The organism is Maricaulis sp. (assembly GCF_048270095.1).
In the GTDB taxonomy this organism is placed as follows: Bacteria; Pseudomonadota; Alphaproteobacteria; order Caulobacterales; family Maricaulaceae; genus Maricaulis.
The window spans coordinates 203,795-223,117 of record NZ_JBLWTL010000002.1; the positions used below are offsets into that span (position 1 = coordinate 203,795).

Genomic DNA, 19,323 nt, shown 5'->3' on the forward strand with positions numbered 1-19,323 from the left:
TTTGTTTGCCTCCCCGCCGCCCGATGGAGATCGAGATGGGTCCGCGGATCGAGACTGGAAGATTGCTGCTGCGCCCGCCGGAAATGAGCGATGCGCCCGATATCGCCCGCCATGCCGGCGAGTATGATATCGCGAAGATGACAATGCTGACCCCGCACCCCTATCCGGTGCCGGCAGCCGAAATGTGGGTGCTGATGCGCCGCGCCGGCTGGGCCGGTTCGGCCAACCGTCATCTGATCGTGCAGACCCGCGAGGCCGATGGCGGCGAAATGTGCGGCATGGCCGGGGTTTTCCGGCGCTCCCGCGACAGCGAGTGGGCGATCGGCTATTGGATCGCCAAGCCGTTCTGGGGCCGCGGCCTGGCCACCGAGGCCGGACAGGCCCTGATCGACTATGCCCGCAACGAGCTGGCGGCTCCGGTCGTCACCGCCGGCCATTATGACGACAATCCGGCTTCAGGCCGGGTGCTGGAGAAGCTCGGGTTTCGCTATACCGGCAAAGCCTGCGAGGAATTCAGTCTGGGACGCCTGGCGAAGGCGAATTGCCTGGGAATGAGAATGGACCTGGCGGCCGCCTGAGGCGGAACGCTGCAATGACGAGAAACGCTTATTTATGCCCGGGAAAGCGGTATAAGAGGCGCTCACAAAAGAGATTACCCAATGAAATTCCTCGACCAGGCTAAAGTTTATGTCCGTTCCGGCAATGGCGGGGCTGGGTGTATGTCCTTCCGGCGCGAGGCTTTTGTCGAATTCGGCGGTCCCGATGGCGGCGATGGCGGCAAGGGCGGTGATGTCTGGGCCGAGGCCGTTGAGGGGCTCAACACCCTGATCGACTATCGCTACAAGCAGCATTTCAAAGGCGATACCGGTGGCCATGGCCATGGGCGCGACCGCTCGGGCAAGGGCGGCGAGGACGTCATCTTGCAAGTGCCGGTCGGAACGCAAATCCTCGACGAGGACAAGGACGAGGTACTCGCCGACATGACCGAGCTGGGCCAGCGGGTGCTGCTGGCGCGCGGCGGTGATGGCGGCCAGGGTAATGCGCGCTTCAAGTCGGCGACCAATCGCGCCCCGCGCAAATCCACCCCCGGCTGGCCGGGCGAGGAGCGCTGGGTCTGGCTGCGGCTGAAACTGATCGCCGATGTCGGCCTGGTCGGTCTGCCCAATGCGGGCAAGTCGACCTTCCTGAGCGTTGTCTCGAAGGCCAATCCGAAGATTGCCGCCTATCCCTTCACGACGCTCTATCCCAATCTTGGCGTCGTCGATCTTGGCCCCGGCTCGCGCTTCATCGTCGCCGATATTCCCGGCCTGATCGAGGGTGCGCATGAAGGTGCCGGCATTGGTGATCGATTCCTTGGCCATATCGAGCGCTGCGCTTCGATTATCCATCTGATCGACGGCACCCAGGATGATCCGGTGGAAGCCTATCATACGGTCCGCAACGAGTTGGCGGCCTATGGCGGCGGCATTACCGACAAGCGTGAAATCCTCGCGCTGAACAAGATCGATGCCATTTCCGAGGACGAGGTCGAGGAAAAGGCGAAACTGCTGGAAGCGGCGACTGGCAAGAAAGTCATGCGCCTGTCGGGTGTCTCCGGTGACGGCGTCAAGCGGCTCTGCTCGGAAGCCTGGCGCATCGTGCAACAGGTCCGCGCCGGCGTCGCCGAACCCGATGAGGAAGGCTGGACCCCGTGACACGCCCCGGCTTCGACGCGGCCCGCTGCATCGTGGTCAAGGTCGGTTCGAGCCTGCTGCAATCGGGCCCTGCCGTCATAGACGCGATTGCGGACGATATCGCGTCGCTGGCCGGGCAGAAGAAACGGGTCGTACTCGTTTCCTCCGGCGCTGTAGCGCTGGGACGGCCCCGGCTCAGCCTCGGCTCCGGCTCTCTGACCCTGGAACAGAAACAGGCCGCCGCAGCGGCCGGTCAACCGGTTCTGGTCGGCGAATGGGAACGGGCCTTCGCCCGCCATGGCCGCGCCACGGCCCAGGCCCTGTTGACGCTCGACGTGACCGAATCACGCCGCCACTGGCTCAATGCCCGCGCCACGCTTCATACACTGCTCGATCTCGGTGCCATTCCGGTGGTCAATGAGAATGATACCGTCGCCACCGACGAGATTCGCTATGGCGATAATGACCGCCTCGCAGCGCGGGTGGCCCAGCTGGTCGGTGCCGAACTTCTGATCTTGCTGTCAGATATTGATGGCCTGTTCGACCGTGACCCCCGGAACCATCCCGAGGCCAGACTTGTCCCGGAAGTTCAACGAATTGACGCATCCATCCACGCCATGGCCGGCGACACCAACACGCTGACCGGCGTCGGGACGGGCGGGATGCGTTCCAAAATCCTCGCTGCCGAGATTGCCACGGCCTCAGGCTGCTCTACCCTGATCGGACCAGGATCGGCGCCCACACCTATCTTGCGACTACGGCAAGCCGGTTGTGGCAGCTGGTTCCATCCGACCGGCTCTGCCGTCAGTGCCCGCGCCGCCTGGATTGCGGGCGCCCACAGCCCCCATGGCGAGATCCGGATCGATGCCGGCGCGGCTGCGGCGCTTCGCGCCGGAAAATCGCTGCTGCCAGTCGGTGCCGTCGCGGTGGACGGGCATTTCGGACGCGGCGATGCGATTCGCATCACGGGACCGGACGGCTCCGCGATTGCACGCGGTGTCAGCGGCTATGACGCCAGCGATGCGCGGCGGATTTGCGGTTGCCAGTCTGCCGAAATCGAAGCCCTGCTCGGATACCGGCGAGCATCGGCACTGGTTCATGCCGACGACATCGTCCTGTCGAGCCCTGGCGCAATTGCCGGCTGTGATGTCTAGGCGCCGGTCCAGCCCGATGGCGGGAGGCCGGCTGATCAGCGCCCCGAAACCCGCGCCGCCACTGCGGGGTGAAACGCTCGTCCGCGGGATGAAAATTGGTCTGTTCGGCGGTACGTTCGATCCACCCCATGACGGCCACCTCCACGTCGCCGACGCCACAAGACGGCGCCTTGGCCTGGACCGGATCTGGTGGTTGGTCTCGCCGCAAAATCCACTCAAGCAACGACGGGCCGGGGAGCTGGACGACCGCATGGCGGCGGTGTCTGCCCTGGCGGACCGGCCGGGCATGGTGGTCAGCGATATAGAGGCCCGGCTGGGCTGCAGCCGGACCATCGAACTGATCCGCGCCCTGCAGCGCCGCTATCCCGGCGTCCACTTCGTCTGGCTGATGGGCGCCGATAATCTCAGGAGCTTCCACCGCTGGGGCCAATGGCGCGAAATTTTCAACTCGGTTCCGATTGCGGTAATTTCACGGCCACAGGATTCCGTTCGCGCCCGTCTTGCTCCAGCCGTCCGCATGCATGCAAGCTCACGGCTTCGTGACCAGGGCCTGGCAATGCTGCCCCTAAAAACGGCGCCCGCGTGGACCTATCTGGTAGAACCGTTAAACTGGCATTCCTCTTCTGCGCTTCGCGCCCAAACCTGAACCCCGACCCACAGCAGGCAGGACATTTCCATGACCGACCTCACCCTCGGCCACTCCCCGGTTCATGCCGCCCTGGATTTCTTCGATGACCAGCACCCGCCCGCCGGTGACTTCCTGCGGGACGTGCTGACCGGTCTGGCGGCGACACCAAAATCCATCCCGCCCGTCTATTTCTACGATGCCGCGGGCTCAGCGCTGTTCGACCAGATCACCGACCTGCCCGAATATTATGTGACACGGACCGAGCTGGCCCTGCTCGACCGGATCGGACCCGAGCTGGCCCGGCGCGCCGGGCCGGGTGCGGTGGTCATCGAACCAGGCTCGGGCTCGAGTGTGAAAATCCGGAAATTGCTCAGCGCTCTCGATCAGCCAGCCGGCTATGTCGGCCTGGATATTTCCGGGGAGCACCTCATCGCCTCCTGCGACGAGCTGGCGCGAGATTATCCCGGTTTGCACATCGGCGCGATCTGCGCCGATTTCACGACCGGCCTGTCGCTCGACCATTTACCGCTGCCCAAGGGCCGGCGGATCCTGTTTTTCCCGGGCTCGACCATCGGAAACTTCGAGCCCGACGCCGCCCGCGCCGTGCTGGCCAGTTTCCGCAAGGGGATGCGCGAAGGTGACGCAATCCTCATTGGTGCCGACCGCGTGAAGTCACCGCAGACCCTTGAAGCTGCGTATGATGATGCCCAGGGCGTGACCGCCGCCTTCAACATGAACCTGATTGCCCGCATCAATTCAGAGCTTGATGGAACACTCGACCCGGCCTTGCTGAAGCATATCTCGGTCTGGAATGCCGAAAAATCGCGCATTGAAATGCATCTCGAGGCCCTGGAAGCACAGCAGTTTCAAGTCGCTGGCCAGTCGTTTTCCCTGGCCAAAGGCGAGCGGCTCCACACCGAGAATTCCCACAAATTCACGCCCGAAAGCTTTCAGGCCCTGGCCAGATCGGCCGGTTTCGACCTGCTGCAGAGCTGGTCAGACCCAGCTGAACTCTTCTCGCTGCATTGGCTCGAACCAAACGCGAAAGCGTGATATAGGCACAAAATTGTATTGGTTGTCAGAAAGGACACCCGCCCTGTCTACGGAAACATCGCGCCGGACCAAGGAAGAAACGGCTGCGGCCGTCCGGGTCATCGGAGAAGACGGTCCCCTCGAGGAAATGGAAGCACTGGTCCTCGAAACTCTCGATGACGACAAGGCTGAAGACGTTGTTGCGATCGATCTGCGCGGCAAGTCTTCGGTGACCGACATCATGATCATCGCCTCGGGACGGTCATCGCGCCATGTCAGCGCGATCGCCAATCACCTCATCGATACGTTGAAGGAAACCGGCCGCGTGAAGACGCGGATCGAGGGATTGCAGACCTGTGACTGGGTGCTGATCGATGCCGGCGATATCGTCATCCACCTCTTCCGTCCGGAAGTCCGGACCTTCTATAACCTGGAAAAGATGTGGTCGGTCGATCCGGAAACTCCGGATTCGGTGGCCGATCCGGCAGTCTAGGTGAAACTCCGCATCGCAGCGATCGGGCGGATCCGTTCCGGACCGGAACGTGAACTGGTCGATGACTATATCAATCGCTGTTCAGTTGCCGGTCGCGGAATCGGCCTGGGTCCTCTGACCGAGACCCAGATCGACAATCGAAGTCTCAAGACACAGACCGATGAGAGCCGCGCCCTGACCGAGAGTCTCGGTGGGGATGTCAAATTCGTGATGCTGGATGAGCGCGGCAAAGCCTTCAAATCGCCCGATCTTGCCCGCAAGCTCGGGCAATGGCGTGATGGCGGTTGCCGTGAGGTCGTGTTTTGCATTGGCGGGGCCGACGGGCATGACAGGGACGTGCTGCCTGCGCCCGATCTGATGCTCGCATTCGGACCGGCCGTCTGGCCACACAAGCTTGTACGCGTCATGCTGGCGGAACAGATCTACCGTGCCGTGTCGATTCTGGCGGGCACGCCCTATCACAGAGAGTAAGTCATGAACCGGGAAGACCTTCCGGCGTTCCAGGTCTCGGCGTCCATTCGCTAGGCAGAACCGGTTCCGGCCCTATTCAGAATAAGGATTTGTCGTCAGCGGATGTATTTCCTCCTCCTCTCTCTCTGGCTGTCGCAGGCCCAGCCTGCCGAGGCGCTACCGGCCGATGCGACCACCGCGGAGCAGCTTGAGCGGGAGGCCCGCGAGACCGCGGCGCGCGCCGAAGCCGCGCGCGAACAAGCCGATCACGTGGCGTCCGAGATCGCTTTGATGCAGCAGGAATTGGTGGAGTTGGGCCAGCGTGTCGGCAGTAGCGAACAGGCGGCGCTGGCGGCATCGGGTGAACTCGCGCGCCTGGGTAGCGAAGAAGCCGAAATTCTCGCCCGCCTGGCGGCTGAGCGCGAATCATTGATTGACATCCTCGCGGCCATCCAGCGCATCGAGACCCAAACGCCGCCTGCGATCCTGGCGGCACCAGACGATGCGGCCCGGGCCGCGCGGGCGGCGACCCTGATGGCACAGGTGGCGCCGGCTCTGCAGGAGCGCGCCGATGCCCTGTCGCGGGAGCTGGCGCGGCTGCGCTCGATCCGCAGCGATATCGAGACCCAGAGCAGTGTGCTGGCGAGCGCCGAAGACGTCTTGTCGGCACAAAGACTTGAGTTGCAGGCCCTGATCGCGGAGCGGCGCGCGCTCGAAGCCCGCCGGCGAGACGAAGCCGTCGCCTTCCTCGAAGCCTCCAGCTCCGCCGGCGAACGGGCCCGTTCGATCCGCTCGCTCCTGGCCGAATTGACGCAGATGGCGACCGTGATGCCGACGCTGAACCCGCGCCGGATCGAGCTGCCGGACACGATACCCGAACCGCACATGCGCCCGGCCCGTGACCTTATCGCCGCACGGGCACCGGTCGAGCCGCTGGAGACCCTGCGTTTCGCCGATGCCCGCGGCAGGCTCAGGCCGCCCGCAGCCGGAGAAGTGGTCCGACGGTTTGCAGAGCTGGCCGAGGATGGCACAGCATCTGAAGGAATATTCATTCGAACTCGCAGCGAAGCGCAGGTAGTGTCTCCGTTCGACGCCCGTATCGAATTCGCCGGACCGTTCAGCACATATGGCGGTCTCTTGATACTGAATGTCGGGGAGGGCTATTATATGGTCTTGTCGGGCATGGCAGTCACCTATGCCAGCGCCGGACAAAGCGTCCTTGCTGGCGAGCCGGTTGGTGCAATGCCTGAAACCGGGCAAACGGCCCCAGAATTGTATCTGGAGCTACGTAGAGACGGTAATGCAATGGATCCCGGGCCCTGGCTCAGGCCCGACGCACAATCCGGATAGGACCTCGCGCACAAAGGACGCGAATTTGTATGCGCATCAATGTCTTCGCTTCAATCCTGGCTTTCGCGCTCGGGGCAGTGGCCATAGCTGTCGCAGCCGAAGGGCGGCAGGAGGATCATTCGGAGACGTTCCGGCAGCTTGAGCTGTTCGGGGACGTGCTGAGCCGGATCGAGTCCGACTACGTCACAGAGACTGAACAAAGCGAGATGATTGAGGCTGCCATTGAGGGCATGCTGACTTCACTGGACCCGCATTCCGCCTATCACAATCCCGACAGCTACGAGAATTTGCGTGTCACCACACGCGGCGAGTATGGCGGGCTGGGCATGGAAGTGACCAAGCGCGACGAATTCATCACAATCGTATCGCCAATCAGCGATACCCCGGCCGAACGTGCCGGCCTGCGTACCAATGACCGTATCATCGCGGTCGATGGCGACAGCATTGTCGGAGCCACGGTCGACAGGGCCGTTGAGCTGATGCGCGGCGCCGTCGGCGATCCGATTACGATCACCATTGCCCGCGCCGGCGAGGACCCTTTCGACGTCACCCTTGTGCGTGACACCATACCGCTGCGCACCGTCGCAACGCGTATTGATGACGGGATTCCCTATCTGCGGATCGCAGGATTCAACGAGCGCACCACCGAAATGGTGCTGGAAGGGATCGCTGATCTGGAAGAAGAATATGGCGCGCCTCTGCCCGGTCTGATCCTCGATGTCCGGTATAACCCGGGTGGCTTGCTCGACCAGGCGATCGGTGTGACCGATGTTTTCCTGGATGGTGGCGAAGTTGTTTCGACGCGCAATCGAGATCCACGCGACACTCAGCGTTACAATGCCCGCCCCGGCGATCGTCTCAACGGTGCCCCCATCGTCGTCCTGGTCAATGAGGGTTCGGCCAGTGCCGCCGAGATTGTGGCAGGCGCGCTGCAGGACCGGGAACGTGCCGAGCTCGTCGGAATGACCAGTTTTGGCAAGGGCTCGGTTCAGACCATAATCCCGCTGCGCGGCGGCCGTGACGGCGCCCTGCGCCTGACGACCGGGCGTTATTACACGCCGGCAGGCCGCTCGATCCAGGGGACCGGCATTGTGCCGGATCTCCAGATCAGCTCTTTCCCGATTTCTGAAGACGAGGACTCGGCCGGCTCGCAGGTCAGGCTTGAAGCCGACCTGCCAGGCGCGCTCGAGAATGAATCCGGTGAAGGCCGGGCAGAAGCGGATATCGCTGCGATCGAGCAACCGCCCGCGGACTGGCCGGAGGGCGAAGACTTCCAGCTTTCCCGCGCTCAAGACGTTCTGCGCAGCTCGATGGAAAGCCAGCAGGCAGCGCTGCAATAGGCCGGCCGACATGATTTCACCGCCCGCCACCGCTCGGTGCGGGCGGTTCCGGCGCGGCGGCCGTTAACCGTTTCTTTTCCGGGACAGGGCAGTTTCGACAGGAAATTCGTGCGCCCCGCCGGGGCGTATGACCGGTTATCTCGCCTGTCGAAGATTGCTCACATGTCCAGCGCCGTCCTACGTCATGTCGAACCCCTGCTCACGATCAGGGCCCCCCTCTTCGCAGGGCTCGGAGCGGCAGCCCTGTTGGCAGTGGTTGTTCTGATAATTGCCGTATTCGGGAAGGCCGACCTTGAACCGCCCCTCGCCCGCGGCGGCGTTGCACCCGCTCCCGCTGAAACGCTCTATCCGGCAACCGAATTGCGGATCGCACCCGAGGAAGACGAAGCGCCAGTGATCCGCTTCATTGAACCGGAGGGAGCCGAAGAGGCTCAGCTCGCCGGGATTGAGGATCGCTTTGTCGCACCACAACCTCCCGCGACCGGTTCCGACCCCGGGGATGCGGAAGCCCGCCATGCCGCTTCGCGGCCAGACCCGGCACGGGCGCTCGCCCCGGCCCCGCTTCCCGGTTTGAGTGAAGATGGACCCAATGGTCCCCTGCCCGTAATTCCACCCAATGGCCTGCGCGCATCACGGGCCTATGCGCGGCCCTTCCATGGGGACCCGAGCGCACCGACCATCGCGGTCGTGATTGGCGGGCTGGGCCTCAATAGTGCTGTAACGCAAGCGGCCATTGATGAATTGCCGCCGGAGATTGCCCTGAGCTTCGCACCCTATACCCGCGACTTGCAGACCTGGGTCGACCGGGCACGTGCCGCAGGTCATGAAGTCCTGATCGAGGCGCCGATGGAGCCTTTTGACTACCCCAATAATGATCCCGGGCCACAAACACTGCTCGCCGATGCCGCCCCCGCGGACAATTTGGCACGTCTGGAATGGGTGCTTGGGCGCACGACCGGCTATTTTGCGGTCTCCAACTACCTTGGCGCCCGCTTTTCTGCCTCGGAACCGGCCATGACACAGCTGCTGCAGAGTCTGGAGAACAGGGGCGTCGCCTTCCTGCATGACGGCGCCGGTCGACGCACCGTGATCGAGACAGCTGCCCGCACGACGAACGTACAGTACGCCATTGCCGACCGTGTTCTCGACGAAGACCCCAGCCCGACCGCGATCGACGATCACTTGCTGACGCTTGAGGCGCTCGCGCTTCAGAATGGTGCCTCTCTCGGCGCCGGTTTCTCCTACCCGACCACTGTCGAGCATGTGCGCGACTGGGCCCGTAGCCTCGACATGCGCGGCTATCAACTGGCCCCGCCGTCCGCAGTCATGGCGCGCCGGCGCTTGCAGGCACGCCTTGCCGCCGAAGCACGTGCGCTTGAGCCCGAGCCCGAACATGTCACCGATAATCGATGGTCTCGCCCGCCTGCGGACGCATCGAGCGATGGCGAGCATGCGGCGCCCGCCGCCGCCTCGGGCCATTAATGTCAAACACGAACGATCCTTGGCCGTATCATCGCGCCAATGTCGGCATTGCCCTGTTCAATGGTGATGGCCTGGTCTGGCTCGGCCGCCGCGAGGGCACGCCGCCACCGTGGAACTGGCAATTGCCGCAGGGCGGAATGGACCCCGGCGAGATCCCAGAGCACGCGGCGCTGCGCGAGCTGGAGGAGGAGACCGGTATCCGGTCTGATCACGTTGCGCTGCTGGGCAGTATCGCCAACTGGATCGCCTATGATTACCCGCCAGATGTGCGCGAGGATCCGCGCTTTCACAAGAAGCGCCATCTCGGGCAGAAACAGCGCTGGTTCGCCTTTCGCTTCCACGGCAGTGAGGCGGATATCGACCTTGCACGCCACACCGAGGTTGAATTCGACGCCTGGCGGTGGGGCGAACTGGCGGAAATCCCTGAGCTGATCATCCCGTGGAAGCGGGATGTCTATGTGCAGGTCGCCGAGGCATTTGGCGCATTCGCCCGACGGGTATGACGACCGGCACGGTGAACAGATAAAGGCCGCCCCAACGGGACGGCCTCTATTAAATCAGACATGTCAGACGGATTAGTTGGCGGCAGTTGTCCGCATCGCTTCCAGACGGTCGATGCGCGCTTGCGCCAGCTCAATATCCATATCGGATTTGGCGACACCCAGATCTTCCTGGGCATTTTTGAGATCTTGCTCGACCGCAGCGACATCGATTTCGGACACCGGGATCGCTTCTTCGGCCAGGATGGTCAGGCCCTCAGGCGTCACCTCGGCGAAACCGCCGTGAATGAAGGTACGCTCGGCAACGCCGTCAGTCGTGACAATGATCGCGCCGGAGCGGATCACCGACATGAAGGGGGCGTGTTTCGGCAGCACGCCGAAATCGCCATCTTCACCGGGCACGACAACCATATCGACTTCGCCCGCAAACAGGCGGCGCTCAGGCGATACGAGGTCAAAATGCAGCTTGTCAGCCATCAGGTATTCCTCCGGCTAATGCCGGAGACCGCTTATGCGGCCTCCGCAGCCATTTTCTCGGCTTTTTTCACCGCGTCTTCGATCGTGCCGACCATGTAGAAGGCCTGCTCGGGAAGGTGATCATATTCGCCGTCACAGATCGCCTTGAAGCCCTTGACCGTATCCGCCACAGGCACCTGGATGCCCGGGAAGCCGGTGAAGATTTCGGCCACGTCGAATGGCTGCGACAGGAAGCGCTCGATCTTGCGCGCGCGGGTCACCAGCATCTTGTCCTCTTCGGACAGCTCGTCCATGCCGAGGATGGCGATGATGTCCTGCAGGGCCTTGTAACGCTGAAGCGTTTCCTGGACCCGGCGGGCTGTGTTGTAGTGGTCATCGCCAACGATGCGGGGCTCGAGAATACGCGAGGTCGAATCGAGTGGATCCACAGCTGGATAAATACCCTTTTCCGAGATCGCACGGTTGAGAACCGTGGTCGCATCGAGGTGGGCAAAGGTCGCGGCCGGGGCCGGGTCGGTCAGGTCATCGGCTGGCACGTAAACGGCCTGCACCGAGGTGATCGAACCCTTGTTGGTCGAGGTAATGCGTTCCTGCAGTGCGCCCATATCGGTCGACAGGGTAGGCTGATAGCCCACTGCGGACGGGATACGGCCGAGCAGGGCGGACACTTCGGAGCCGGCCTGGGTGAAGCGGAAGATATTGTCGACGAAGAAGAGAACGTCCTTGCCCTCTTCATCGCGGAAATATTCAGCCTGGGCGAGACCCGACAGAGCGACACGGGCACGCGCGCCCGGAGGCTCGTTCATCTGGCCGAAGACCAGCGAACAACGCGAACCTTCGGTCGAGCCATCATGCTCTTTCGGATCCTTGTTGACGCCCGATTCGATCATTTCCCAGTAGAGGTCATTACCTTCACGGGTCCGCTCGCCAACGCCGGCGAAAACCGAGTAACCACCGAACATCTTTGCGATGTTGTTGATCAACTCCTGGATCAGAACCGTCTTGCCAACGCCGGCGCCGCCGAACAGGCCAATCTTGCCGCCCTTTGCGTAGGGGCAGAGCAGATCGACGACCTTGATACCGGTCGGCAGGATTTCAGCTTCCGTTGCCTGTTCGGCAAAGGTCGGTGCGGCGCGGTGGATCGGCGCTTTGGTCGCGTGCGGAATCTCGCCGGCCTCGTCAATCGGCGCGCCGGTCACGTTCATGATGCGGCCGAGCGTGCCCGGACCGACGGGAACCATGATCGGGCCACCCGTGTCGGTCACTTCGACGCCGCGCTGCAAGCCCTCGGTCGCGTCCATGGCGATGGTGCGAACCGTGTTCTCACCAAGATGCTGCGAAACCTCGAGGGTCAGCGGCTTGCCGTCATTCGTCGACAGCAAGGCGTTGAGGATGTTGGGCAGTCCACCATCGAACTCGACGTCGACGACGGCGCCGGTGATCTGGACAATACGGCCTTTAAGAGTGCTCATGATTGGTCTTCCCCTCGTCTAGAGAGCTTCGGCGCCGGAGATGATTTCAGTCAACTCCGTCGTGATTTGCGCCTGACGGGTGCGGTTATAAAGAAGGTTCAGCTTGTCGATCAGTTCGCCGGCATTGCGGGTGGCATTGTCCATGGCGGCCATGCGGGCCCCCATTTCGCCAGCCGAATTTTCCAGCAGGGTCGAAAGAATTACAGTGGTGATATAGCGCGGCAACAAGGCGTTGAGGATGCTTTCCTCGTCCGGCTCGGCCTCGTAGACGCTGCCCTTCGTATCGGGCCGGTCGACGCCTTCTTCGATCGCATCGATCGCCGGGATCAACACTTTCGAGTACGGCTTCTGCGAGATCACCGAAACAAATTCCGACGCCAGGATTTCACAGACGTCGAATTCGCCAGCTTCGAACATATGGGTGATCTCGTCACCGATACGTCCGGCGACAGCGCTATTGAGTGTTTTCTCGGCCTTGAGATCGAACATCTTGATGATCAGCGAGGCGAATTGGCGCTTCAACTGATCGAAGCCCTTCTTGCCGACGCAGATGATCTTGACGGTCTTGCCGGCGCGCTGCAGCTCGTTGACGCGCGCCCGCGCCAGACGGGCGATATTGGTATTGAAACCGCCGCACAGGCCACGATCAGCTGTCATGACGAGCAGCAAATGCGTCTCATCGCTACCGGTCCCGACCAAGAGCGGCGAAGCGCCCGGGGTTCCGGCCATCGAATTGGACAGGTTTGCCATCACGGCCGCCATACGCCCGGCATAGGGGCGCGCGGCTTCCGCGGCTTCCTGTGCCCGGCGCAGCTTGGCCGCTGACACCATCTGCATCGCCTTGGTGATCTTCTGCGTGGATTTCACGCTGGCGATACGATTTCGAAGGTCCTTAAGGCTCGCCATGCGGCACTCCTAGCGGTCGTTACGGTTCAAATTCACGCGAAATGTTCGGTGAACTTGTCCAGAACGCCCTTCAGCTTGGCCTCAGATTCGTCGCTCACCTTCTTCTCATCGCGGATCGCCGCCATGAGAGTGGCGTGCTCGGCATGGAGATGACGCAGAAGGTCTGCTTCAAAACGCTTGATGTCGCCGATTGCGATCCCGTCGAGATAGCCGCGTGTACCAGCATAGATCGTGCAGACTTGCTCTTCCATCGACAGCGGCGAGAATTGCGGCTGTTTCAGAAGCTCGGTCAGGCGCTGACCACGGCTGAGAAGTTTTTGCGTTGCGGCGTCGAGGTCGGAACCGAACTGGGCAAAGGCCGCCATTTCGCGGTACTGGGCCAGTTCGCCCTTCATCTTGCCGGCAACCTGCTTCATCGCCTTGGTCTGGGCAGCCGAACCAACGCGCGAAACCGACAGGCCGACGTTCACCGCCGGGCGGATGCCCTGGTAGAACAAATCGGTTTCCAGGAAGATCTGGCCGTCAGTGATCGAGATCACATTGGTCGGGATATAGGCTGAGACGTCATTGGCCTGGGTTTCAATGATCGGCAGAGCCGTCATCGAGCCGGAACCATTGGCTTCGTTCAGCTTGGCCGAACGCTCGAGCAGACGAGAGTGGAGATAGAAGACATCGCCCGGATAGGCTTCGCGGCCTGGTGGGCGGCGCAGCAGGAGGGACATCTGGCGATAGGCCACAGCCTGCTTGGACAGATCATCATAAACGATCAGTGCATGCATGCCGTTATCGCGGAAATATTCGCCCATGGCGGAGGCGGTGAACGGTGCCAGGAACTGCATCGGTGCAGGATCCGACGCCGTTGCGGCCACGACGATGGTGTAATCCATCGCGCCGTTTTCCTCGAGCGTCTTCACGATCTGGGCGACCGTAGAACGCTTCTGACCAACGGCAACATAGATGCAGTAGAGCTTGGCGCTCTCATCTGTGCCCTGGTTGATCGCCTTCTGGTTCAAGATGGTGTCGAGCGCGATCGCGGTCTTGCCGGTCTGGCGGTCACCAATGATCAGCTCGCGCTGGCCACGGCCGACCGGGATCATGGCGTCAATCGCCTTGATGCCCGTTGCCATGGGTTCATGGACCGATTTGCGCGGGATAATGCCCGGCGCCTTGACGTCAACGCGGCGGCGCTCGGCGACATCGGTCAGAGGACCCTTGCCATCGATTGGCTCACCGAGACCGTCGAGCACACGGCCCAGCAGGCCCTTGCCAACGGAGGTATCGACGATCGAGCCGAGACGCTTGACGGTGTCGCCTTCCTTGATGCCCCGGTCTTCACCGAAGATCACGCAACCGACATTGTCGCGTTCCAGATTGAGGGCCATGCCCTTAATCCCGCCCGGGAACTCAACGAGCTCACCAGCCGCGACCTCATCGAGGCCGTAAACGCGCGCAATACCGTCACCGACGGATAGCACACGACCGACGTCCGAAACCTTAGCTTCGGTGCCGTAATTTTTGATCTGATCCTTCAGGATCGCAGAAATCTCTGCAGCCCGGATGTCCATGGCCTACGCCTCTTTCATCGCATTCTTCATCCCGTCCAGCTTGGTGCGGAGAGATGAGTCGAACATACGGGAACCAATCTTGACGATCAGCCCGCCCAATAATTCAGGACGCACGTTTGTGCGTACTTCGATTTCGCGCCCGAAGGCACTTTTCAGAGAAGCCGCAAGGGCTTCGGTCTGTTTCTTGGTCAGCGCTGCGGCCGATGTCACATCAGCCCGGACAATGCCGCGATCGGCATCAAGCAGGGCCGCGAAGATCGTCGCGATATCGCCGAGTTCGGCAGCGCGGCGGTTTTCCGCCACAACACCAAAAGCGTTCTTTGTCAGCTCGTTAAAGCCAGCCTTGTCAGCCAATGCGAACAAAACGCCGGTTTTGTGCTCGGCCGAATACAGCGGCGAGGTCAGGACGTCGGACAATTCGTCCGAGGTCTCGAGCGCTGCGCGCAGGGCCGACAGATCGGCGGCAACCGCATCGAGGCTGCCGCTTGTCTTGGCCAGCTCGAATACTGCTTTCGCATAGCGACCTGCAGCATTGGCTGTGATGGCGTCTTCGCCGGTGCTCACCGTGACGTCACTCTCTGGCTGGAGAAGTGTCTGTAAATCACCGAAAGGTGCAAACACTTGAAATTCAACGATTTGTACGATTGGACGAGCAAGCTTGCGCCACCCGTCCTCGGGGTTCGGCGCTGCGATAGCACAGGGTGATCAGCGCAGCAAGCCGGAGCGCGTACCGATTCAGCAGGCGCGTCACTGTCTGCAGCGCGTGCCTGCCGCCCAAATGGGCGGGATTGACGGGATTGTCGGCGTAAACGCCTCCGCTGCGGCGGTGTCGGGATCGGCCGGATAGCCTGTCAAGACAGGGGAATCGATGCACACTCCAGGGGCAGTCGCGATCCCGGCGGCGGGGATAACGGCCCGGGCTGAACGGCCTGGCCACGGCCCGGTTATTTTTGCGGGTCCGGCAAATGGCCGGCGATTGAAGGCGGGCAGCCGCAGCATGACAGCGAATCCCCCGGCCCGGCGACGGCCTCGCCTTGACCGGCTGCAGACGTCCCGCAGCCCTGCTGCACGTCACCCGTTTGGCTCTGGCTAGCCTGCCGCATCCTTGCCGGACGGTGGCGCTCCGCCGGCGCGTGCCTTTTTGGCGAGGATATTGAGCACTTCGACGAAGAGCGAAAAGGCGATCGCGAAATAGAGATAGCCGCGCGGAATGTGGAAACCGAGACCATCGGCGATCAGCGACATGCCGATCAGCAGCAGGAAGGCCAGGGCCAGCATTTTCGTCGTCGGGTGATTCTCGATGAAACGGGCGACCGTGCCGGCAGCGAACAACATCACGCCCATCGCAATCACGACCGCTGTGATCATGATCGGCACATGATCGGTCATGCCAACAGCGGTGATGACGCTGTCGAGCGAGAAGACGATATCGATCACGGTGATCTGGGCGACGATCATCAGGAAGGCCTCACCGGCGGCGTTCTTCGGCGCTTCGCTGACGCCTTCAACGGTGTGGTGGATTTCCAGCGTGCCCTTGGCGAGCAGGAAGAGACCACCGCCGAGCAGGATCAGGTCGCGCCAGGAGACACCGTGATCGAAGACGGCGAACAGGTCGGCTTCCAGATGCGCCATCCACACCAGACCCATCAGCATGATGATGCGGAAGACCAGCGCCATGGCCAGGCCCAGCGTTCGCGCCGAGGCCCGTTTGGCCTCGGGCAGGCGCCCGGCCATCAGGGCGACGAAGATCACATTGTCGACGCCCAGCACGATCTCGAGGAAAGTCAGCGTCGCCAGCGACATCCAGATCTCTGGCGAAGACAGGAGTTCAATCATGATAATGGTTCCCGGGCGTGATCACATGAAACTATAGGGATCGACATCAATCGTCACCCGGATCGAAGGCGGGATTTTCACCCGCGTCTTCCAGGCACGCAGATAGGCGGAGATATCAATCGTCTTGTCGGCGCGCACCAGGATGCGGCGGCGGTGCCAGCCCCGCACCAGCGCGCGCGGCGGCTCGGCCGGGCCCCAGATCTCGACACCATCGGTCAGCGGCGCGGCCGCGGCATAGCGGCCGGCGGCGGCTTCAACCGCCTGGACATCACGCGCCTGGAAACTGATCGCCGCCATACGGCCGAACGGCGGCAGGCCGAGCGCCTCGCGTGCCATCATCTCGGTTTCCAGAAAGGCATCGCGATCCCCGGCGATCAGCGCCTGGATCGCCTCATGTTCCGGCTGGTGGGTCTGCAACAGGGCGCGACCGGGACGTTCGGCGCGACCGGCCCGGCCGGCCACCTGGACCAGGGTCTGGAAGGTGCGCTCGCCAGCGCGCGGATCGCCGCCGGCCAGGCCCAGATCGGCATCAATCACCCCGACCAGGGTGAGATTGGGGAAGTTATGGCCCTTGGCGGCGATCTGGGTGCCGACGAGGATGTCGATCTCGCCGCGTTCCATCCGGTCGACCAGATCGGCACCGGCAGCACTGTCAGAGGAATAGATCTCAATTTTCGCATCGGGAAAGAGATGCTTCGCCTCCTCGGCGACGCGTTCCACACCCGGCCCGACACTGGTCAGGCTGTCCTCGGCCTTGCATTCGGGACAGAATTTCGGTCGCGGCATGGAAAACCCGGTGACATGACAGACCAGCCGCCCGGTATAGCGATGCTCGACCAGATAGGACTGGGTGTCCGGCGAGGTCATGCGATGACCACAGGCGCGGCACAGCACCAGCGGCGCATAACCGCGGCGGTTGAGATAGAGCAGGACCTGTTCGCCCGCCTGCAGGGTTTCCACCATGGCGGAAACCAAGGGCGGCGAGATCCAGCGCCCGGCCTCGGGCGGATGCTCGCGCAGATCAATCGTGTCGACCTGTGGCAGCACGGCCGCGCCCGGCCGGGCCGGCAGGCGTACATGCACATAGCGGCCGGCCTGGGCATTGGTCAGGCTTTCCAGCGAGGGCGTGGCCGAGGCGAGCACGATCATCGCGCCCTCGATCTTGGCCCGCAGCACGGCGAGGTCGCGGCCCTGATAGGGCAGCCCCTCGTCTTGCTTGTAGGTCGGGTCATGCTCCTCATCGACAATGATGAGTTTGAGATTGGTGAAGGGCAGAAACAGTGCCGAACGCGCCCCGACCACGATCCGGGCCCGCCCCTCGGCCACTTCGCGCCAGCAACGCCGCCGCACCTTGGGCCCCGCCGCCGAATGCCAGATCGCCGGCGCACAGCCAAAACGCGCCTCGAAGCGCGACAACACAGCGGCCGTCAGGGCGATCTCGGGCAGCATGATCAGGATCTGGCCATCGGGATGACGGCGCAAAACTTCGGCAATCGCCTCGAAATAGACCTCGGTCTTGCCCGAACCGGTCACCCCGTCGAGCAAGGCGCTCTGAAATCCGCCTGCCCGCACCAGCCGCCGCAATACGCCGCCCGCCTCGGCCTGCAACATGGTCAGCGACAGGCCTTCAGCCTCGGGATCGGGATTGCCATAGGGCAGATCGATCGGATGGGTCAGCCTGGTCAGGGCTCCGGCCGTTGCCAGACCCTTGACCACTCCAGAGCCGACCCCGGCTTCACGCGCAATGTCCGACGCCGAAGCCTCCCCCAGTGCCAGCGCCGCATCGAGCACCGCCGCGCGAGCCGCCGTCATGCGCGGTGCTTCAGTGCCGCTAACGCGATAGAGTGTTTCGGTTGGCGAAGGCTTGAGCGCCTCGGCGCTGCGCAATACCGATCGCAGGATCACGCCCGGCGGCTGCACCAGATAGCGCGCCAGCCAGTCAACAAATTGCCGCGTCCCCGCCGGCAGCGGCGCCCCGCCCATCGGCGCCTCGACCGATTTTAACGCCCGCTCGCCCGGCCCCGGTTTCAGCGCCCAGACAACCCCATGCACCATCCGCTTGCCCAGCGGCGCCAGCACATGATCGCCCAGCCCGAGCTCAAGCCCGTCAGGCACAAGATAGTCGAAGGCCTCCGGCAGGGGCAGCGGAAACAGGATCGAGGCGCGAGATGACGATTCGGAGGACACGAGGCCAAGTGTGCCTGTTTGCGCGGGCGAGTTCAAAGCGGAATAGCGTTGGGGAGAGACCCAGCCTCTCGTTCGACCAAACCCAAATCCGTGTCATCCCTGACGGATGCCCGGACGCGTGAGCGATCCGGGCGCAGATCAGGGACCCAGACGCCCGACGTCTGGCCATTCACGCGCCGGGCGACGCGTTGTCCTGCCCCAGCTCTGATGGATTCGCCTTGGCGGTTCTGGGTCCCTGATCTGCGCCCCGCATGCGCGGGGCATCCGTCAGGGATGACAAGATTTGTTTTGATAATGGGGAAAACCGGGCCTGCTCCTACCCCGACTATCCCGCAAGGCCCGACCTCAACGCCGCCGGGTCAGGCGGGTGTCATACCAGGCCTGGAGGGGCCGGCGTGTGTCTTTGTGCTGGCGCAGCAGGGCATCGAGCAGAATTGCCGCCTTCGCGCCTGCATTCGGCGCGCTGGCGCCGTGCATGAAGGCTATGGTCTGTGGTGTCTGTCCGGGTCTGGTGTGCATCATCGCCTCCCTGGTTGATGATGAAAGTGTGCCCGCCACCTGTGTCGCGATCATGCCGCTGGCAGGACATGTTTGGGGCAGCGCCATTCATCCTGGGTCGGGTTTCCCTGGATGGCGTACCGCGATCACCCAGCAATCACCTCAAAATACACAAGCCCATTTCCCCGGAGGAGCGCAGCGAATTCCGGCAACTGTATCAGGCGATGAAGGGCTTGGCGTCTCTGAGCATGGCGTTGAGGATGGTTATGAGCTTTCTGGC

At 62.8% G+C, this 19,323-nt stretch carries 19 protein-coding genes; 12 read left to right on the forward strand and 7 right to left on the reverse strand.

Annotated elements, in window-relative coordinates; genetic code table 11:
* The first annotated feature begins 35 nt into the window (after nucleotides 1–35).
* From ACN0YJ_RS02885 to ACN0YJ_RS02935, 11 genes are all read left to right on the forward strand, one after another.
* Nucleotides 36–578 (forward strand): GNAT family N-acetyltransferase, encoded by a 543-nt coding sequence (locus tag ACN0YJ_RS02885; RefSeq protein ID WP_417495277.1) that lies wholly within the window; start codon nucleotides 36–38, stop codon nucleotides 576–578.
* 81 nt (nucleotides 579–659) lie between these two features.
* Nucleotides 660–1,694 carry a GTPase ObgE gene (gene obgE, locus ACN0YJ_RS02890; protein WP_417478614.1) on the forward strand — a complete coding sequence of 345 codons (1,035 nt, stop codon included), beginning with the start codon at nucleotides 660–662 and terminating at the stop codon, nucleotides 1,692–1,694.
* The gene (proB, locus tag ACN0YJ_RS02895) at nucleotides 1,691–2,827 is read left to right on the forward strand and encodes a glutamate 5-kinase (RefSeq protein ID WP_417495278.1); all 1,137 of its coding nucleotides are present in this window, start codon (nucleotides 1,691–1,693) and stop codon (nucleotides 2,825–2,827) included. Before obgE ends, proB begins: the two co-directional genes overlap by 4 nt.
* An 88-nt stretch (nucleotides 2,828–2,915) precedes the next feature.
* Complete coding sequence (locus ACN0YJ_RS02900) at nucleotides 2,916–3,473, forward strand: nicotinate-nucleotide adenylyltransferase (RefSeq protein ID WP_417495279.1); 558 nt, start codon at nucleotides 2,916–2,918, stop codon at nucleotides 3,471–3,473.
* A gap of 30 nt (nucleotides 3,474–3,503) precedes the next feature.
* Entirely contained in the window at nucleotides 3,504–4,508 is a 1,005-nt protein-coding gene (gene egtD / locus ACN0YJ_RS02905; RefSeq protein ID WP_417478611.1) for an L-histidine N(alpha)-methyltransferase, read from the forward strand.
* Between the two features lie 100 nt (nucleotides 4,509–4,608).
* Nucleotides 4,609–4,980: a ribosome silencing factor gene (rsfS, locus tag ACN0YJ_RS02910; RefSeq protein ID WP_417478654.1), complete on the forward strand. Its 372-nt coding sequence runs from the start codon at nucleotides 4,609–4,611 to the stop codon at nucleotides 4,978–4,980.
* The gene (rlmH, locus tag ACN0YJ_RS02915) at nucleotides 4,981–5,451 is read left to right on the forward strand and encodes a 23S rRNA (pseudouridine(1915)-N(3))-methyltransferase RlmH (protein ID WP_417478610.1); all 471 of its coding nucleotides are present in this window, start codon (nucleotides 4,981–4,983) and stop codon (nucleotides 5,449–5,451) included.
* A gap of 102 nt (nucleotides 5,452–5,553) precedes the next feature.
* Nucleotides 5,554–6,780: a murein hydrolase activator EnvC family protein gene (locus ACN0YJ_RS02920; protein WP_417478609.1), complete on the forward strand. Its 1,227-nt coding sequence runs from the start codon at nucleotides 5,554–5,556 to the stop codon at nucleotides 6,778–6,780.
* 29 nt (nucleotides 6,781–6,809) lie between these two features.
* Nucleotides 6,810–8,120: a S41 family peptidase gene (locus tag ACN0YJ_RS02925; protein WP_417495280.1), complete on the forward strand. Its 1,311-nt coding sequence runs from the start codon at nucleotides 6,810–6,812 to the stop codon at nucleotides 8,118–8,120.
* Nucleotides 8,121–8,282: 162 nt separating this feature from the next.
* A complete protein-coding gene (locus ACN0YJ_RS02930) occupies nucleotides 8,283–9,602 on the forward strand; it encodes a divergent polysaccharide deacetylase family protein (RefSeq protein WP_417495281.1) in 1,320 nt (439 codons plus the stop codon).
* Nucleotides 9,602–10,105 (forward strand): RNA pyrophosphohydrolase, encoded by a 504-nt coding sequence (locus tag ACN0YJ_RS02935; RefSeq protein WP_417495282.1) that lies wholly within the window; start codon nucleotides 9,602–9,604, stop codon nucleotides 10,103–10,105. Before ACN0YJ_RS02930 ends, ACN0YJ_RS02935 begins: the two co-directional genes overlap by 1 nt.
* A 72-nt stretch (nucleotides 10,106–10,177) precedes the next feature.
* On the opposite strand, the gene ACN0YJ_RS02940 is transcribed toward ACN0YJ_RS02935, so the two are convergent.
* The 7 genes from ACN0YJ_RS02940 to ACN0YJ_RS02970 all read right to left on the reverse strand — a co-directional run bounded on the left by ACN0YJ_RS02940 (nucleotide 10,178) and on the right by ACN0YJ_RS02970 (nucleotide 18,545).
* Entirely contained in the window at nucleotides 10,178–10,579 is a 402-nt protein-coding gene (locus ACN0YJ_RS02940; RefSeq protein ID WP_417478605.1) for a F0F1 ATP synthase subunit epsilon, read from the reverse strand.
* Between the two features lie 32 nt (nucleotides 10,580–10,611).
* Nucleotides 10,612–12,051 carry a F0F1 ATP synthase subunit beta gene (gene atpD, locus ACN0YJ_RS02945; protein ID WP_417495283.1) on the reverse strand — a complete coding sequence of 480 codons (1,440 nt, stop codon included), beginning with the start codon at nucleotides 12,049–12,051 and terminating at the stop codon, nucleotides 10,612–10,614.
* A gap of 18 nt (nucleotides 12,052–12,069) precedes the next feature.
* Nucleotides 12,070–12,957 carry a F0F1 ATP synthase subunit gamma gene (locus tag ACN0YJ_RS02950; RefSeq protein WP_417488464.1) on the reverse strand — a complete coding sequence of 296 codons (888 nt, stop codon included), beginning with the start codon at nucleotides 12,955–12,957 and terminating at the stop codon, nucleotides 12,070–12,072.
* Between the two features lie 32 nt (nucleotides 12,958–12,989).
* Entirely contained in the window at nucleotides 12,990–14,522 is a 1,533-nt protein-coding gene (atpA, locus tag ACN0YJ_RS02955; RefSeq protein WP_417495284.1) for a F0F1 ATP synthase subunit alpha, read from the reverse strand.
* Nucleotides 14,523–14,525: 3 nt separating this feature from the next.
* Nucleotides 14,526–15,143, reverse strand: a complete 618-nt coding sequence (locus ACN0YJ_RS02960; protein WP_417488461.1) for a F0F1 ATP synthase subunit delta — start codon at nucleotides 15,141–15,143, stop codon at nucleotides 14,526–14,528.
* Between the two features lie 468 nt (nucleotides 15,144–15,611).
* On the reverse strand, nucleotides 15,612–16,358 hold the full coding sequence (locus ACN0YJ_RS02965; protein ID WP_417495285.1) for a TerC family protein: 747 nt from the start codon (nucleotides 16,356–16,358) through the stop codon (nucleotides 15,612–15,614).
* Nucleotides 16,359–16,379: 21 nt separating this feature from the next.
* The gene (locus ACN0YJ_RS02970) at nucleotides 16,380–18,545 is read right to left on the reverse strand and encodes a primosomal protein N' (protein ID WP_417495286.1); all 2,166 of its coding nucleotides are present in this window, start codon (nucleotides 18,543–18,545) and stop codon (nucleotides 16,380–16,382) included.
* 475 nt (nucleotides 18,546–19,020) lie between these two features.
* Between ACN0YJ_RS02970 and ACN0YJ_RS02975 the strand changes: the two genes are divergently transcribed.
* Nucleotides 19,021–19,323 (forward strand): hypothetical protein (locus ACN0YJ_RS02975; protein WP_417495287.1); only part of this gene is annotated, 303 nt, incomplete at its 3' end.

Coding starts and splice junctions, on each gene's coding strand:
- ACN0YJ_RS02885 (WP_417495277.1), top strand. CDS start 36: ATGGGTCCGCGGATCGAGACTGGAAGATTGCTGCTGCGCCCGCCGGAA.
- obgE (WP_417478614.1), top strand. CDS start 660: ATGAAATTCCTCGACCAGGCTAAAGTTTATGTCCGTTCCGGCAATGGC.
- ACN0YJ_RS02900 (WP_417495279.1), top strand. CDS start 2,916: ATGAAAATTGGTCTGTTCGGCGGTACGTTCGATCCACCCCATGACGGC.
- egtD (WP_417478611.1), top strand. CDS start 3,504: ATGACCGACCTCACCCTCGGCCACTCCCCGGTTCATGCCGCCCTGGAT.
- ACN0YJ_RS02920 (WP_417478609.1), top strand. CDS start 5,554: ATGTATTTCCTCCTCCTCTCTCTCTGGCTGTCGCAGGCCCAGCCTGCC.
- ACN0YJ_RS02925 (WP_417495280.1), top strand. CDS start 6,810: ATGCGCATCAATGTCTTCGCTTCAATCCTGGCTTTCGCGCTCGGGGCA.
- ACN0YJ_RS02930 (WP_417495281.1), top strand. CDS start 8,283: ATGTCCAGCGCCGTCCTACGTCATGTCGAACCCCTGCTCACGATCAGG.
- ACN0YJ_RS02935 (WP_417495282.1), top strand. CDS start 9,602: ATGTCAAACACGAACGATCCTTGGCCGTATCATCGCGCCAATGTCGGC.
- ACN0YJ_RS02940 (WP_417478605.1), bottom strand. CDS start 10,579: ATGGCTGACAAGCTGCATTTTGACCTCGTATCGCCTGAGCGCCGCCTG.
- atpD (WP_417495283.1), bottom strand. CDS start 12,051: ATGAGCACTCTTAAAGGCCGTATTGTCCAGATCACCGGCGCCGTCGTC.
- ACN0YJ_RS02950 (WP_417488464.1), bottom strand. CDS start 12,957: ATGGCGAGCCTTAAGGACCTTCGAAATCGTATCGCCAGCGTGAAATCC.
- atpA (WP_417495284.1), bottom strand. CDS start 14,522: ATGGACATCCGGGCTGCAGAGATTTCTGCGATCCTGAAGGATCAGATC.
- ACN0YJ_RS02965 (WP_417495285.1), bottom strand. CDS start 16,358: ATGATTGAACTCCTGTCTTCGCCAGAGATCTGGATGTCGCTGGCGACG.